Annotated in this window: 12 protein-coding genes; 4 read left to right on the forward strand and 8 right to left on the reverse strand. The window is 55.6% G+C overall.

Translation table 11 applies throughout. From position 1 onward, the window contains the following. Positions 1–100 precede the first annotated feature (100 nt). The 3 genes from C5Y96_RS07325 to C5Y96_RS07335 all read left to right on the forward strand — a co-directional run bounded on the left by C5Y96_RS07325 (position 101) and on the right by C5Y96_RS07335 (position 3,084). Positions 101–940 carry an MBL fold metallo-hydrolase gene (locus C5Y96_RS07325; protein ID WP_105351476.1) on the forward strand — a complete coding sequence of 280 codons (840 nt, stop codon included), beginning with the start codon at positions 101–103 and terminating at the stop codon, positions 938–940. Continuing rightward, the gene (gene hemW, locus C5Y96_RS07330) at positions 937–2,082 is read left to right on the forward strand and encodes a radical SAM family heme chaperone HemW (protein WP_105351478.1); all 1,146 of its coding nucleotides are present in this window, start codon (positions 937–939) and stop codon (positions 2,080–2,082) included. The genes C5Y96_RS07325 and hemW overlap by 4 nt, the downstream gene beginning before the upstream one ends. Positions 2,083–2,451: 369 nt before the next feature. Beyond that, the gene (locus tag C5Y96_RS07335) at positions 2,452–3,084 is read left to right on the forward strand and encodes a pentapeptide repeat-containing protein (protein ID WP_105351479.1); all 633 of its coding nucleotides are present in this window, start codon (positions 2,452–2,454) and stop codon (positions 3,082–3,084) included. A gap of 63 nt (positions 3,085–3,147) precedes the next feature. On the opposite strand, the gene C5Y96_RS07340 is transcribed toward C5Y96_RS07335, so the two are convergent. From C5Y96_RS07340 to C5Y96_RS07375, 8 genes are all read right to left on the reverse strand, one after another. Continuing rightward, positions 3,148–4,584, reverse strand: a complete 1,437-nt coding sequence (locus C5Y96_RS07340; protein ID WP_105351480.1) for a DUF1501 domain-containing protein — start codon at positions 4,582–4,584, stop codon at positions 3,148–3,150. Continuing rightward, positions 4,585–7,605, reverse strand: coding sequence for a DUF1553 domain-containing protein (locus tag C5Y96_RS07345; protein WP_158261127.1), 3,021 nt, complete (start codon positions 7,603–7,605; stop codon positions 4,585–4,587). A 210-nt stretch (positions 7,606–7,815) separates the two neighbouring features. Then, positions 7,816–9,171, reverse strand: coding sequence for a DUF1552 domain-containing protein (locus tag C5Y96_RS07350; RefSeq protein WP_105351482.1), 1,356 nt, complete (start codon positions 9,169–9,171; stop codon positions 7,816–7,818). 14 nt (positions 9,172–9,185) lie between these two features. After that, positions 9,186–11,507, reverse strand: coding sequence for a DUF1592 domain-containing protein (locus C5Y96_RS07355; protein WP_105351483.1), 2,322 nt, complete (start codon positions 11,505–11,507; stop codon positions 9,186–9,188). A gap of 346 nt (positions 11,508–11,853) precedes the next feature. Next, complete coding sequence (locus C5Y96_RS07360; RefSeq protein ID WP_105351484.1) at positions 11,854–13,146, reverse strand: beta-ketoacyl-[acyl-carrier-protein] synthase family protein; 1,293 nt, start codon at positions 13,144–13,146, stop codon at positions 11,854–11,856. Positions 13,147–13,303: 157 nt separating this feature from the next. Then, positions 13,304–13,849 carry a beta-hydroxyacyl-ACP dehydratase gene (locus tag C5Y96_RS07365; protein ID WP_105351485.1) on the reverse strand — a complete coding sequence of 182 codons (546 nt, stop codon included), beginning with the start codon at positions 13,847–13,849 and terminating at the stop codon, positions 13,304–13,306. 225 nt (positions 13,850–14,074) lie between these two features. Next, the gene (locus tag C5Y96_RS07370; protein ID WP_105351487.1) at positions 14,075–14,461 is read right to left on the reverse strand and encodes an acyl carrier protein; all 387 of its coding nucleotides are present in this window, start codon (positions 14,459–14,461) and stop codon (positions 14,075–14,077) included. A 96-nt stretch (positions 14,462–14,557) separates the two neighbouring features. Beyond that, the gene (locus tag C5Y96_RS07375) at positions 14,558–15,037 is read right to left on the reverse strand and encodes a 3-hydroxyacyl-ACP dehydratase FabZ family protein (protein ID WP_105351489.1); all 480 of its coding nucleotides are present in this window, start codon (positions 15,035–15,037) and stop codon (positions 14,558–14,560) included. Between the two features lie 376 nt (positions 15,038–15,413). Here C5Y96_RS07375 and nadA point away from each other — a divergent pair, with 376 nt between their 5' ends. Then, positions 15,414–16,550, forward strand: coding sequence for a quinolinate synthase NadA (gene nadA, locus C5Y96_RS07380; RefSeq protein ID WP_105351491.1), 1,137 nt, complete (start codon positions 15,414–15,416; stop codon positions 16,548–16,550). Positions 16,551–16,723: the final 173 nt, after the last annotated feature.

Below are 16,723 nucleotides of genomic sequence, written 5' to 3' on the forward strand. Positions count from 1 at the left end.
ATCGGCGTAAACGACGCTTCGGCTCCTGATCACACCCCATCTGCCTGATCGAGGGCCACGATGGAATCCCCAGAGATACGCAACTCAGACTTTCACGATCATGCTCGACAACGCACCGCTGCGAAAAATTGAATTCAACGGACTGACGATCGAGGGCTATTCCCGCGCGGCCGTACAAACTTATTGGCGCATCCCCGAAATGAAGCTCGGCTTCGATCTGGGCTTGCAGCCGTGGGACTTCATGGGCACGGCGACCTGGTTTGTTTCTCATGCCCATCTCGATCACATTGCTGCGTTGCCGGTCTATGTGTCGCGTCGACGGCTAATGAAGATGCCCCCGCCGGTGATCTACATGCCAGAGGTCGCGGTTGGCCCTGCCCTGCAGGTACTCAAAGCATTTAGCCGGTTGGATCGCGGCAAGATGCCCTGCACAATCCATCCCGTGCTGCCTGGGGCTGAAATTGAACTCTCGCGCGAGTTGATCGTCAACGCCTACGAAACCAAGCATACCGTCCCTTCGGTTGGATATGTCGTTTCGCAGCGACGTCGCAAACTGAAAGCAGAATACCAAGAGCTTCCAGGGGATCAGATTCGCGATCTCCGCCTTGGCGGCACCGAGGTCACCGAAGAGCATCGTCATCCCATGCTGGCTTATTTGGGAGACAGTCGGGCCGAGGCCATGGACAACAACCCGCAGTTTTACGAAGCCGACATCTTGATCATGGAGATGACATTTGTCTCGCCAGAGCATCGCAAGGAGAAGATTCACAAGATGGGTCACATTCACTTGGATGACGTTGTGGCGCGGCAAGATCGTTTTCAGAACAAGATGATCATCGCCTCGCACTTCAGTACGCGATACAACAATCGCCAGATCCAAGAGCACGTCAAAGCGAAGTTGCCAAACATGCTCGACGGTCGGCTGAACTTGTGGCTATGAGCGCCCCTTCCGGTACGAACGAGTCTCCGCGCAGTGCGTACGTCCATGTCCCTTTCTGTACGCACCGCTGCGGTTACTGCAACTTCACGGTCATCGCCGGCCGTGACGATCTGACTGGGGCCTACTTGGAAGCACTCGAGACGGAACTGGAGCAACTCCGCCAGCCGTACGAGGTCGACACGCTTTTTCTGGGTGGTGGCACCCCGACGCATCTTTCGCCGCAAGAGCTCGAGCGGCTACTTACACTGACGACCAAGTGGTTCCCCTTAGCGGCAGGTGCCGAGCTCAGTGTGGAAGCCAACCCGATCGACATCGTCCCTGAAAAAGTCGATGTGCTTCAATCTGGCGGGGTCAATCGCGTGAGCCTGGGCGTCCAGTCGTTTCGAAGCGATAAGCTGAAACTGCTCGAGCGGGATCATGACCGACGACAGGTCGAAGCCGCCGCTGAGTTACTGCTGCCTCGCATTCCCAATCTCAGCTTCGATCTGATCTTCGCCGCTCCTGGTGAAACGCTGACCCAGTGGGAAGAGGATCTTAGATCGGCCATCGCACTCGGAACCACGCACATCTCGACTTATGGCCTGACGTTCGAAAAAGGAACAACCTTCTGGAATCGACTTCATCACGATCAACTGCACGAAGTCGACGAGGAACTACAGCGCGAGATGTACCTGGCCGCGATCGATTATCTCACCGCAGCAGGCTTCGAGCACTACGAAGTTTCCAACTTCGCTCGACGGGGATATGAAAGCCGTCACAATATGCAGTACTGGCTGGGCAAACGGTATTTTGCTGCAGGGCCCGGGGCATCGCGTCATGTGGGTATGATTCGCGAGACCAACCATCGCAGCACCACCGCCTACATCCGCAGGATGCAACAAGGCACCTCTCCCGTGGCAGAACATGAAGAGCTCACATCGCAGATGAAAGCCACAGAGCTTCTAGTGTTTGGACTACGAATGCTCGCTGGCGTTCACATTCCCACCTTTAAGAAGGATACCGGGATGACTCCCTGGGAGTTGTGCGGGACCAAGATTGACCAGTTTATGGAACTAGGCCTACTAAATCATAGTTATGAGCGCTTACGGTTAACGCGTGAAGGACTATTACTCGCTGATACCATTTGCGTGGAGCTGCTTTGAGCAGAATGCCTGCCAAAGAGCTGGAAAACACCACTCCATTAGGTGCTACGGCACCCATCTTGATATACACAAACATTAAGTCTACTAGGCACGAACAGCCAAATATCGGCGTTCTCTCATAAATTGTGCTTTGTACCGAAGTACCAATCAGGTAGAGTGGATATCCGTGAAGCGAAAAGATTTTCCGACTTCACGCAAAACTCTTACTGCCAACCTTGGTTCAACCAGAATAGCTCTCGACGAAAGAAACGTTCGACTGCTCTTCATCTAACGGAACAAATTGTCGAGGCGTCCATTGCATCGCCTTGGGGGAGTTCCCCGGCGATGTCACACCCCCAATCCTTGGCCAGTTAACCTGGGAGTGACGCCATGATTCAGATTAAACACCGCGATACGGGCGAAGTCCTGTACGAGGTTGATGCAGACGCGTTGGCAGGTGCCAAGCTCGTCGGCAAGAACCTCGCCGGGGCCGACCTTTCTTCGCTTGTTCTTCGTAATTGCGTTTTTGATAGCGACAACCTGGACGAAGTTTGCTTCAAGAATTCAGATCTTGAAGGAGCCAGTTTTATGGGGGCCAGTGTGAAGCATGCCTGCTTCGATGGTGCCAACATGGTTGGCGTGACGATGACCGATGCGATACTCAACGAGTCTTCGCTCAAAGAGGTCAACCTTACCAAAGCCAATCTCCGCTACGCGAAGCTTCACAATTGCGATCTCACCGGTGCCCGACTGGTGGAAGCCGATATCAGCATGTGCGATCTGCGCTGCGATATGCCAGGGGCGAACCTGACGCGTGCCGATCTACGTGGTGCCAATCTCACCGGTGCCAACCTGACCGGGGCCAAAGTGGATGAAGCCGACTTTACTGACGCCACGATGACCGATGCTCACTTGGAAGGCTGCTACCTGGAACGCGCGATCAATGCGTGCACCAAACATAAACCTTTCAAGCCCAAACCGCAGGCCGTCAAACGGCCTTGGTGGATGGTTTGGGCGACCTAACCGTCAGAGCACCAACGACGTGGTGGGCTCATGCATTTCACGGCAAGAGATACCGACTGGCCTTTAGACAAGCATCTTTTCGACAACATTACCATGCACATCGGTCAGTCGGTAATCGCGGCTTTGGAAGCGATATGTGAATTTTTTGTGGTCGATACCTAGCAAATGTAAAAGGGTCGCGTTCAAGTCGTGTACATGAACGGGATCCTCGGTGACGTTGTAGCCCAGCTCATCAGTCGCCCCTAACTCGAAACCAGACTTCACCCCTGCCCCGGCCAGCCACATCGTAAAGCAGCGGCTGTGATGATCGCGTCCGTAATCATTGGCCAAGATCGATCCTTGAGCGTAAGCCGTTCGACCAAACTCCCCTCCCCAGACCACTAGCGTATCTTCCAGTAGTCCAAGCCGAGCCAGATCGTTAACCAGTGCCGCCGAAGCCTGATCGGTGTCGCGGCACTGTCGCGGAAGTTCTGTATTGATGCTGCGATGCTGATCCCAGCCGCGATGAAACAGCTGAATGAAACGAACGCCCCGTTCGGCCATCCGGCGTGCCAAAAGGCAATTAGCGGCATAAGTGCCAGGCTTCCTGGCATCTTCTCCATAGGCCGTAAACACCGACTCTGGCTCATTTGAAAAATCTGTCAGCGTGGGTATCGACATCTGCATGCGGTACGCCATCTCGTACTGCGCGGTACGATTCTCGATTTCTGGGTCACCTACCTCGGCAGCCTGACGCTCGTTCATTGCCGCCAAGGTCTGCAGCACGCGGCGGCGATCAGCCATCGAGATGCCAGCCGGGTTATTCAAATACAGAACAGGGTCCCCGCTGCTGCGAAAGCGAACGCCTTGGTAACGCGACGGCAGAAAACCGCTCGACCACAATCGATCGAAGATTGGCTGATTATTCAGCGTGGCACTTCCCTGAGAAACGAGCACCACAAACGCCGGCAGCTCCTCGTTTTCGCTTCCTAGCCCATAGCTGAGCCAGCTTCCCAGGCTCGGCCTGCCTGGCAGGGTGTGCCCGCTAACTAGCAAAGTCATCCCAGGATCGTGATTGATTGCATCAGTATGCATCGAGCGTATTCGGCACATATGATCCGCAATCTTGGCCTGATACGGCACAAGTTCGCTGAACCACATCTGGCTCTCGCCATGCTGCGAAAACGCGAACTTACTCGGAGTCAGCGGCAACGAATCCTGTTCGGAAGTCATCGTCGTAAGACGTTGCCCCATGCGGATCAACGCCGGCAATTCCTGGCCAGCTAGCCGCTCGAGCTCCGGCTTGTAGTCGAATAGATCATGCTGCGAAGGGGCCCCCGACTGGCAGAGATAAATAACGCGTTTCACCTTCGGAGAAAAATGGGGCAGTGACAGCTCGGCTCCATGAGTGTCCTTGGTGGTCAGCGCGTGCATCGCCAGCGCGCCAAGCGAGATGCCGGCCGATCCCAGGAACGATCGCCGTGTTTGACGGTCCGCGAGTTGTCGATAATCGTCACGCATCTAAGGAGTCATTACCGCTTCATCAAGATTGAGGATCGTATGACACACGACTGTCATCGCTGCCAGCTGGGGACTTGCATCGACGACCGTTTCACCTTCGCCGAGCAATTGCCTGGCGGCCTCAGGATCCTCTGTGAACCTCCAAAACTCTTGCCGATACAGGATCTGGAGCATTGCAAGCTCGTCCTCACGAATAAGACGAGAGAGAATCCTTAGAAACGCCTCGGCGATTGCACGATCGCTATGGTCTTTGTGCCGCTCATTCAAATCCACTGCCAGAACCTTGGCCGCCTCCACGAAGGTCACATCATTCAACATCACCAGCGCTTGCATCGGCGTATTGGTGCGGCTTCGCTGGGCGACACAGACTTCGCGGTTCGTGGCATCGAAGGCCGTCATGTTGGGTGGCGGACTCGATCGCTTCCAATAGGTGTACAAACTCCGACGATAAAGCCGATCACCGTGGCCCTGTACGAACCGCTGCGCCGTGAACTCGCTTCCCTTAGAAAGCTCTTCCCACAAGCCTGGTGGCTGATATGGCTTGACGCTCACGCCACCAATTTCCCGCACCAGAAGACCACTGGCTGCGAGCGCCTGATCTCGGATCTCTTCACCGGAGAGACGCAGCCGAGGACCACGTGCGAGTAGGCGATTCTCGGGATCGGCTTCGTAACACTGCCTGGCTACTGAGCTCGTCTGCCTATACGTATTGCTGGAGACAATCAAACGATGCAGGTGCTTCATATCCCATCCACTGTCGATCAATTCGCAGGCGAGAAAGTCGAGCAGCCCTGGATGGGACGGCAGTTCACCACGCGTTCCGAAGTCATCGGTCGTTTTGACGAGCCCCGTCCCAAAGTAATGCTGCCAAGTGCGATTCACAACGACGCGTGCTGTTAACGGATTGCCAGGCGAAACGAGCCAACGCGCCAATTGCAAACGATCACCCCCCCCTTCGGCGACGCCATCGTATAGCTGACCTGGCAGGCCAGGCTGCACGACCTCACCCAGTTGATCCCACTGTCCGCGAATACGCACGTGCGTGGTACGTGGTTCTTCTCGTTCGCGCATCACCATCGTTTCAGGAAACTCTCGCTGCAGCAATTCCATCTGTCGCCGCAGGTCCTCCATCTGCAGTTCCAGACGCACAAAGTCTTCATTCGTTTCACGTAGATAGAACTTTTTCAGTCGCAGCGATTGCTCTTCCGTTCGCTCTTTGAGAGGCTTGGCAAGCAGCGCGGAAATCGGGTCGTCTTCGGCTAGAATCCTTGCCTCGGTATCGATCCAAATCCGTGCATCGATCCGTACTTCATCCAATAGACCTCGAACGGCCAAGATCCATTCCTCTGTCGTATCATCCTCCTGGTCATCCATCGCGGCGGGTGTAGCCGCTCGCCAAGCAAGGCGTATGCCGTTCACCCAGACGCGCGAGTTCTCTGGCGATGCTGGATCGATCGCAAACGCCAGATGCTGCCATGTGTTGGTTTCCCATGCGTCGGCCTCCGTTTCCCAAGCGACCGCCGTACCATCGTCCTTATTCAGGGAAAGCATGAACTTATCGTCGGCCTGCACCAACCGCAGTTGGTCGTGGTTTTCGTAGTTCAACTGATAGAGGGTTTGCGGGCGAGTTACGGTCGGATACAGCCAGGCGGCCACCGAAAGTGCCCCTTTGGCATCGCGAAGCAGATTCAAGCGAACGTTGCCCCCAGCCAGTAAAGCTTGCCCTTGCTTGCCGGTCACATAAGTACCATCACCTACCAGGCCAATCACAGCGGGAAAGGAAGATGACGTATCGAAATCGACTTTTGCGATTAGTTTCTCCTGCGAAACAACTTCGGCCCGCCCTTCCTCCTGGGCTTTCGCTTCCCAGGCAGCCATCAAGGGATCATCAGTCGTCAGATAATCGGCGTATGACTGGCGAAGATTTTCCAGCTTGGTTTCTAGTTGCTGGAGCTGCTGTTGCTGTTTGCGTGTGGGACTCTTGATGACAGGCCCGGCGTTTCCGTTTTGCCCGTCGAGACCTTTCTCGTCGATGTTGTCGAAAAAAGCTGCCAGACGGTAGAAGTCAAGCTGCGAGACGGGATCGTACTTGTGATCATGGCATTGAGCACAACCGAGCGTCATCCCCAGCCAGACAGTGCCGGTCGTGTTCACACGATCGACGACATACGCATGACGGTACTCTTCGGCGAATGCTCCATTCTCGTCGTTCACCGGCAAGTTCCGGTGAAATCCAGTGGCAGTCAGTTCATCGATTGTCGGAACAGGCAGAAGATCACCAGCAAGCTGCTCAATCGTGAATTGATCGAAAGGCATGTTCTTGTTCAGCGACTCAATCACCCATTCGCGGTAACGCCACATGTCGCGATGACTGTCGACGTTGTAACCATGCGTGTCAGCGTACCGAGCTAAATCGAGCCAGCGTCGGGCAAAGTTCTCGCCGTAAGCAGGTGAAGCCAACAGACGATCGATAACCTTCTGATCGGCCTGAGGGGACGTGTCAGAATCGAAGTTCTGAATTTCCTCGAGCGTGGGAGGCAAACCGGTCAGATCGAAGGTAACACGCCGCAGCCAGGCATAACGAGAAGCAGGCTTCGCTGGCTCAAGGTTGTTGGCTTCCATCTTGGCCAGCGTGAAGTAATCGATCGCATTGGTTGGCCAATCTTTGTTCTCTACCGCCGGCAGCTCCGGACGAATGATCGGCTGCAGGCTCCACAGCTCTTGCCAAGGGGCACCAGCTTCGATCCAACGCTTAAGCGTTGCAATCTCTTCCAGGCTCGGCTGATGCTGCTCGCTGGGCGGGGGCATGCGGACATCCGGATCGCTGGCCACCAGGCGGCGATACAGTTCGCTATCGCCGGAATGCCCTGGCGAGATCTGCTCCAAGGCGCTATCGCGTTGGTCGAGCCGCAAGTCGGCCTTCCGTGTCGCCGCGTCGGGGCCGTGGCAAGCGAAGCAGTGCTGTGCCAGGATTGGCTGTACGTCGCGAGCGAAGTCGACCTTTGGCTTCTCCGCGCGCACGACTAGGTGGGTCCCCAATGCGCACGTCGAGAACAGAAGCGATCGAATTACCCAAGTACGAATCGGCGGCACAAATACCCCAGCGAATCTAGAAAGAAAGACGTCTTTCTTTCATCATATACGCCGAGAGCGTTTTTCGTCCAAGCGCATGCCGGGGAACGCCCTGCCGCTGGGCCCAAGAGAGGGATCGTAACGATTAGACAGCCTGGCCTACCCGAGATTGGTAATCCGGCCATTGGAATCGCTGAACTTGTCGGCATTGACGCCCATGGTTTCGAGCATGGTGACGTACAAGTTGCAAAGCGGAGTCTTATCGGCCACGCGGACATGCCGGCCCGGCTTCACCGCACCGCCACCCCGGCCCGCCAGCAAGATGGGCAGGTCGTCGTGATTGTGGCGATTTCCGTCTGAAATGCCACTGCCATACAGCAGCATGCTGTTATCCAAGAGCGTGCTGTCCCCTTCCTTGATCTCGCGCATCTTGGTCAGCAGGTAGTCGAACTGCTTGGCATGAAAAGCGTTGACCTTGGCGATTTTCTTTTGCTTCGCGTCGTCGTTCTGATGATGCGAAAGATCGTGATGCCCTTCGCTTACGCCAATTTGAGGGTAAGGGCGGTTGCTGCTTGCGTTGGTCATCATGAAGGTCGCGATCCGTGTCGAGTCGGTTTGGAACGCCAGCACGATCATGTCCAACATCAAGCGGCAGTGCTCTTCAAACTCGGCCGGTACGCCACTTGGCCGCGCGTAATCTGGTTTGTCGACCTCCTGCCCTTCCAGCTTGATGCTGTGGGAAACGCGGCGTTCGACGTCACGTACTGCGTGCAGATACTCATCCATCTTGCGGCGATCGACTTCCCCCAAACGATTCTGAAGCCGCTTGGCATCGTTCAGCACGAAATCGAGGACACTTTTCTTCCGGCGATTGCGGAGCGACTGGTTCTCGGCTTGTTCCTGAGAATCACCATTGCCGAACAGGCGATCGAACAAGGCCTGAGGATTGACCTCTTTGGTGACAAAGTTCGTTTCGTTCCGCCAACTGAGATTCGACGAATAGACACAGCTATAGCCTGTATCGCAGCTGCCAGACTGGGCGCTCGGCTCAAGCCCCAGTTCCAGCGATGGAAACCTGGTCAGGTGCGAAAGCCGTGCGGCAGCGTACTGGTCGACGGAAACTCCGTTACGGATATCGGCACCACCTGTCTTGAATGGGTGAGCCCCAGTCAAAAACGAAGCCACGCTGCGGGCATGGTCGCCGCCACCATCCCCCAGCGCCCAACCGTTGTGTAGTTCGAAACCAGAGATCGGCATGATCTCGCTACGATGCTTGGCCAGGTGCGAAAGGGTGGGCGTCAGTTCCTTCAGCTCTCCTTCATACTGCGGCTTCCAATGAGGCATATGCATGCCGTTGGGAACGTAGAAGAACCCCATCCGCACCGGCGGCTTAACGTCAGACGAATCAATATTCGCGGCACGTGATTCGGGGCATATGCTTTCCAGCCAAGGCATTGCCACAGCGGTTCCAAGACCACGCAAAACCATTCGCCGACTGAGCATTGTGCTAGACATCTATCCGCTTCCCCTTAGCCACCACGTTTTTGAAAAGGTTCGCTATGGACGATCGCCTTGATCATGGAAGAGAAGCGGTAATCGCTGTTCTCCATCTCGATCTTCACGGCCTGGATCGCGCATTCGTCGTAGTATTCCACGCCTCGCCCCAAAGCATACGTTGTTGCTTTGGAAATCAGGTTGTGCACGAAATCATCCTTTTTGTCTTCCATCAGCAGCTTCTTCAGCCCGTCTGCCCCGGCGAACTTACGCCCGCCTGGCATCTCGCCGCTGGCATCGATCGCGAAACCTTCGTCCTTGGTTCGCCACTTGCCGATTGCGTCATAGTTTTCTAACGCGAACCCGATCGGATCCATCCGGGCATGGCACGAAGCACAAGCTGCATTCTCGCGATGCTGTTTCATTTGCTCGCGAAGACTACCGGTCAGTTTCTTTTGCGATTCGAGCGTCGGCACGTCGGCCGGCGCTTCTGGTGGTGGTGTCCCCAGTACATTGTCGAGAATCCACTTCCCACGCTTTACCGGGCTGGTGCGTGTTGGGTTCGAGGTCACTGTCAGCACGCTGGCCTGAGTTAGAATTCCACCTCGCCGACCATCGCGGAGTGTGACACGCCGGAACTCGTCTCCTTTAACGCCGCCGATACCGTAGTGCTCGGCGAGACGCTGATTCAGGAAGGTGTAATCCGCTCCTAACAGGTCCAGCACGCTCCGATCTTCGTCGATGATCGACTGAAAGAACATTTCGGTTTCGGTTCGCATGTCGGCGGCCAATTGATGATTGAAGCTGCCAAATCGATGCCGATCAGGCTGCACAATTTCCAGCTTTCGCATTTCGAGCCACTGCCCAGCGAAGTTCTCGGTTAGCTGTTTTGCCTTGGGATCGGCCAGCATGCGTACGACTTGCCCGTCGAGATTTTGCCGCAACGTCCCTTTCCAGGCTTGCTGCAGGAGCTCTTCGTCCGGCATGGTACTCCACAGGAAGTAACTCAGTCGGGTTGCCAACTGATAGTCGCTTAGCGGCTGCGTCCCTTCGCTGCCTTCAGGCATCTCTTCGACTTTGAAGAGGAAATGAGGAGAGCACATGACGCCTACCACCACTTCGCGAATCGATCCTTCGTAGTTCAGCCCGTCTGCTTTCGCCATTTCGTAGAGGATCATTAACCGCTCCATTTCCCCTTTGGTCACAGGACGTCGAAACGCTCGTGAGGCAAAGCGGGCAATAACCTGCTGGGCGGCTTGTTTCTCGTCGAGTCCCTTTTCACCGGGACTAACAAAGAGGATCTTCTTGTGCGATTCGGGGTACCGACTATCGAGGTTCGTGTCCGGTCCGCGCAGTTCGATCCGATTGATAAACAGGTTTCGGTCGCGGCGGTTCGGATTAGGGTTGCTCGGGTCGTAATGATCGTTGAGAAACGCGACTTCCAACGGAAGCTTGCCACGGGGCATGCGCACCTTGAGCTCCATTGGCTGCTTGTTGGGAGACTCGTTACTGACGGCAAATGTTCGCTTCTCCTTGTCACCCAGACGAACTCCTAACTTCGCCGGCTCGTCACCCGACTGGCTGGCATGGGCATAGATGGCCACGGTGTACATGCCTGGTTCGACTTCAAGTTCGTAGCTACCGGTATTGTTCGATGGAAATGCCAACTGCCGCCCGGAAGCGCTACCGTGCTTCAATTTGAACTTTGCCAGCGGCAGTTCATTCTTCGGAATGAGCTGGCTCTTGTCGGTGATGATAGCCCTTGAGGCGATGTCGTCCGCGGCTTCGTAGAACTTTTCAAACAGAAGCGGAGAAGTCGACAACACGTCGCCGATGTTGTCGAAGCCATAACCGACGTCATCCGCCGGGAACGAATCGGTGGCCTTGTACTCGATACCCACCAGGTCGCGAATTGTATTCTCGTACTCGATACGATTAAGGCGGCGGATCGTTTCGCGGCCTGGGTTCACGGGACCATCGCAGTCGACCGTCGATAGCGCCTCCTGCACCCACTTTAAGACACCTTGCAGTTCATCGCCGCCTGGTTGATCGTAATCCTTCGGCGGCATGCTGCCGGTGACCAACATGTCCAACACCGACGACCACTTCTTACGGCCAGTAGTGGTGACCTCTTCCCACGAGCGGAACTTTTCCAAATCGAGCTCTGCCTCGGCCGTATCGCCTGAGTGGCAATCCATGCAGTAGCTCTTCATGAACGGCACGACGGTGGTGCTGTACGACTCGGCCATATCCGCGCGCTTTGCTCCTTCTGCCTGCGACGCAATCAACATGCAGACAAGACACAAAACAATCGGGAACGGTCCGTACGCACAGTGCCCGCTTGGCAGCCGCGACATGAAGGGGAAACTCCTGCTGGGGAAGATAACAGGGGATTAAGGCAGGCCTAAGGGGAAGGGATGCATCAATTATAAGAATCGCGTGTAGATACGTCTATGGAAAAACGTAGCCGACAACGACACATTCGAAATACAGATTTCCACACCAAGCACAATGCTGGCGAGAAGATAGAGAGGCACCCCACCACAGAGGATCGCCTAGTCTGAAAGACTGGCAATTGAGACAAAATGCATAGCCATTTAGGCAGCCCACTCTTTGACCCAAAGCATAAGGCGGCAATGACACAAAAAAAGCCGCGGACCCACTGAGTGGATTCGCGGCTTTGGGTGCTTCGACTTCGAAGCCCTAGCCCTTGAAGCGGCTAAGGGCGAGCGTGATGTTCTGACCGCCGAACCCGAAACTGTTGTTCAGGGCGATATCCACCTTCGCTTCGCGGGCAACGTTAGGCACGTAGTCGAGATCGCAGTTGTCGTCCGGGTTCTCGTAGTTGATCGTCGGTGGCAGCACGTTGTCGCGAATGGCCAGCAAACAGACAATCGCTTCGGTCACGCCAGCAGCGGCAATCAAGTGCCCCATCATGCTCTTAGTGCTGGAAACCGGGATTTTCTTGGCCCACTCTGCGCCGAATGCTTCTTTGCAGCACAGGGTTTCGACCTTGTCGTTAACCGTGGTGCTGGTGCCGTGGGCGTTAACGTAGTTGACGTGCTCAGGACCGATGCCGGCGTCTTCCATCGCCATCTTCATACAGGCAATACCACCGCGTCCTTCTGGATGCGTATCGGTAATCCGGAAAGCATCAGCCGTCGTGCCGTAGCCGATGATTTCACCGTAAATGGTTGCTCCGCGGGCCTTGGCATGTTCGAGTTCTTCGAGCACGACCATCGATGCCCCTTCGCCGAGGACGAAACCATCGCGCTCGCGATCAAAAGGACGCGAGGCCTTGGTAGGCTCGTCATTGCGAGTCGATAAGGCGGTCAGCAGATTGAAGCCGGTCACACCGAAAGGATGAATCATGGAGTGCGCTCCGCCTGAGAGCATCACGTCGCACGTACCACGCTTGATCAGTTCACGAGCTTCGCCAATGGCCTGGCTCGAAGCGGCACAGGCCGTCAAGCAGTTCAGATTCGGACCTTGGGCATTGAATAGCGATGCCAGGTGCCCACAAGGCATGCTGGGGTCTTGTTCCATTTCGCGCTGCGAATCTAGCGTTGCCAACCCCTTGGTAATGAACGCCGACTTGTCCCAGTCGCCGTTGCCGCTGCTGATCGCCGCGACAACCATGTTGGTGAACGTGTGGAAGTCCTGATCCCCTTCACCGCAACCCAGGTAAACACCAAAGCGGGTCGGATCTTTGATGGCGTCCAGCACGCCGGAAGCCTCGACGGCCTGCTTGGCAGCACCCACGGCAAAGCGAGTATGGCGACCGGCCTTTTCCCAGTCGGCGATCTTCTCGCCGCACTTGGTCACGTCCCAATTCTTGACTTCCGCCGAGATCTTGGTGGGAAAGTTCGAGGCGTCAAAAATGCTCGTGTAGCCAACGCCGGAAGCGCCCTCTTTCAAGCCTTTCCAGACCGTTTCCACATCGTGTCCCATGGGATTGACCATGCCGACACCGGTGACAACGACTCGCCTAGTCATAGAAGATTCTCTCCGCGCCGAAGGCAGTAGGGGCGTCCAGAGCTCGCACGCCTGGCTCACACACTTATTGTAGTTCGCTATATCGGCTGGGTCGCGTCCCAGCTTGCGAAGGTTTCATCAAGCCGCCGGCAAATGCACCGGCTTTGGGCGTTGCTTGCTACGAAATCGAGGGGGTTTTGGTCAGCTCGATTTCCGCCTGAATCATGTAATCGGGTGGTTGAAGCGGGGAACCATCCTTGGCCTGACCAACTTCATACAGGCCCAGCAAGCGTAGCATTGATAGCAGGTCAGCCGGGAAGAACAGCTCGCGCTGCTGGTCTTTATCGTTGAGGTGGGCGAAAAACAGCTCGACCTCAGCATGCAACTGATCGCCGATGTGACTTGTCGCCGAGACATACGCGCCATTCTCGCGGATGTCGTTCATCGTGGCCGAGTAGGTCAGTTGGTCGCCAGGATGTGCCGTCCCATGGAAGACAGCCTTGGCTACTTTGGCCAACACGACGCGTTCGCGGAAGTCGTACACTTCGCCGGCCAGAAGACCGCCCGTTTGGGCAATCCCTTCGATCACCAGTGAATGCGGCATCACCGGCAAGTAGCGGAAGTGGTCGTGCAGATGGTCTTCGGCCAATGAAACACACTTCACCGCTTTGGCCGACGTGCCACTTTTAAACTCAATGAACTTGTCGATCCAAAACCAACGCATTCCGTCAGACCCTTCGACTTCTTTCTAATCCCCTCGACACATAAGGAAGAGGGCTGGGCTGAGGGGGCAATGACAAATTTGCTCCGCGACTCAATCCCTGGGATGCCGATGGATTCGGCTTGGATTCATCGTTCGGTTCATAACCAGGAAACGAACGATAGCAAGTAGCACCATACCTTTGCCCTCTCCCGCTTATGGGAGAGGGAATTGGCAGGAACTCAGTACTTAGGCCAGCTTCGACTTAACGTAGCTGCACATATCGTTGACGGTCAGCAGGTTGCCGAAGTCCGACACGACTGGATTGGATTCGAATTTGCTGAGGTCAGCAAATGGCATTCGCTTCTTCAGTTCGGTCAGACCTTCCTCGGTGACCTTACCCCCTTGGACGTACTGAGCGTTGGTCAGAATGTCTTCTGGGAATAGTTCGTCACGTGGAATGGTGATGCCGAACGCCTTTTCCAGGCGGAACACGATGTCCAGAAAGTCAATCGACTCGGCACCCAGATCGCCGACCATGGTGGCCTCCGGTACCACTTCTTCCTCGTCAACGCCCAACGCGTCTACCAAGGCTTCGCGGACCTTTTCAAAAATTTCGTCATCCGAGGGTGCCATAATTTCTTGCTCTCCGACTGGGAACTGGCTAATTGATTGCTTGAAAAATTGCCCTACGCGGGAATATGCGGCCGCACGAGCGACCCAGTGGACTGCTTATACCGCCGATTGTTGGCGATAGAGCAAATCGTATTGTTGTTTTAGTTGCCGAATCGCGTTTTGATCGGTAATGTTCGGCTCATCGGTGCCGGAAGAGTTGTAACTTTCCAGTACGATGCGCGAACTGACGGCAACGCTTCCAGCCACCTCGCCGGAAACCTTCAGCGAAGCCAGGTTGCCGTCCATCTTGACTAGCTCCGCTTTGACGACCAGGATCTCGCCCGGTTCGACAAAGTTGCCGTACTTCACGTTCCGTGCTTCCTTCAGCACAGTCAGGCTGTGACTGAAGTTGTTCGTCACGCGAACTAACCATGCCCCGGTCTGGGTCATGGCTTCCAGCATCAGCACGCCTGGCATGACCGGAAATCGCGGGAAGTGATCCTGCAGATACTCTTCGGCCAAGCTCAAACATTTAACCGCCGATATTCGTTCGCCGGGATGGATCTCCGAGATTTGATCGATCAGACAGAACTTCATCTCAGCTCACTAGCGACTCGAAATTTTCAAAAGGTACTAAAGGACCTAGCGACGGGAAATTAAAGCTTAGCAGTATACCTAGCCAATCTCACCCTCACAAGTTCACAACCGCCTGTAAAACGCCGGTTTTCAGACGATACCGCCGGCTTGGCAAGCGCCCCTAACCTAAGAAAATATCCCCACTTACGGTAGATCAGTTCCCCAGATCGAGCCGGATTTGGTCAAACCTGGCCGTAATATAAGGTCTCAGGGGTGCCTGCCGAGGGTGGGTTAGACCGCGGCGGATGTCTATAATACCAAGGTAGCTTCAGGCCCTATCGCGGCCCTCAATTCCCACCCGCCTGCCAGCGGACGCTTGGCCCCTACGAGAACCATCATGTCGACCGTTTCCCTGGGATCCTTCGATTTCGCACCCTATCGATCCCTCTCGAACGAAGAGCTGACCGCCCGGATCCAAAAGGTCCGCGACGAACTGGGCAGCAAGCTCCTCATTCTGGGGCATCACTATCAGCAGGACGAAGTGATCGAACTGTCTGATCTGCGTGGCGATAGTTACCAGCTCAGCAAAATGGCCGCCGAAAGCAGCGATTGCCGCTATATCGTTTTCTGTGGTGTCCACTTCATGGCCGAAACGGCCGACATCCTGGCCAATCGCCCCGAAAAGATCGAAGAGCGTAACGGCCAGCGCGTTACGGTCGTGCTGCCAGATATGGCCGCCGGCTGCTCGATGGCCGACATGGCCGCGATCGACCAGGTTGAAAATGCCTGGGACGACCTGGGAGAGGTGGTCGACACAAACGACATCACACCAGTTACTTACATCAATTCCGCCGCCAGCCTGAAGTCGTTTGTTGGCAAGCACGGCGGTATCGTGTGCACCTCAAGCAACGCCTATAAAGCCTTGAAATGGGCGTTCAACCGCACCAGCCGGGTACTCTTCTTCCCGGACCAGCACCTGGGCCGGAACACGGCGTTGACGATGGGAATCACCGAGGACCAGATGCCGGTCTGGAACCCATACGCAGGCGCACTGGGGGGCAACACCGAGACGCAACTCGTTGATAGCAAAGTAATTCTGTGGCAAGGGCACTGCAGCGTCCACCAGATGTTCAAGAAGGAGCATGTCGACGCGTTCCGGCAGAACCACCCTGGCATCAAGATTCTCGTGCACCCGGAATGTATGCGAGAAGTCAACGAAATCGCCGACGTCTCAGGCTCGACCGGCAAGATCATCGAGACCGTCCGCCAGGCTCCGGCCGGCACGAAGTGGGCGATCGGGACTGAACTTCACCTGGTCAATCGACTTAAGAAGGAGCATCCGGAACAGGAAATCCACTTCCTCAGTCCCGTCGTCTGCATGTGTGCGACCATGTACCGCATCGACTTGGCCCACCTATGCTGGTCGCTTGAGAACCTGGCCGCAGGGACCCCGGTAAACGAGATTTACGTGGATGACGAAACATCTAAGTGGTCGCGGGTAGCACTAGAACGAATGCTGGAAGTATCGGCGTAATCGATACAGGCCGAACCAGTGGCCAGAGAAATGGCAAGGCGAAGACTACCTCGCTCGGACTATTCTGCGACTTCCTAACTTCAAAAGGCCCAAAAACTTGACGCCTGTTAATTTGGGCAACTATATTAGACTTTGAGATAAATTCGGCCGGCACGATTGTGCTTGGACCGAGA

The organism is Blastopirellula marina, from assembly GCF_002967715.1.
In the GTDB taxonomy this organism is placed as follows: Bacteria; Planctomycetota; Planctomycetia; order Pirellulales; family Pirellulaceae; genus Bremerella; species Bremerella marina_B.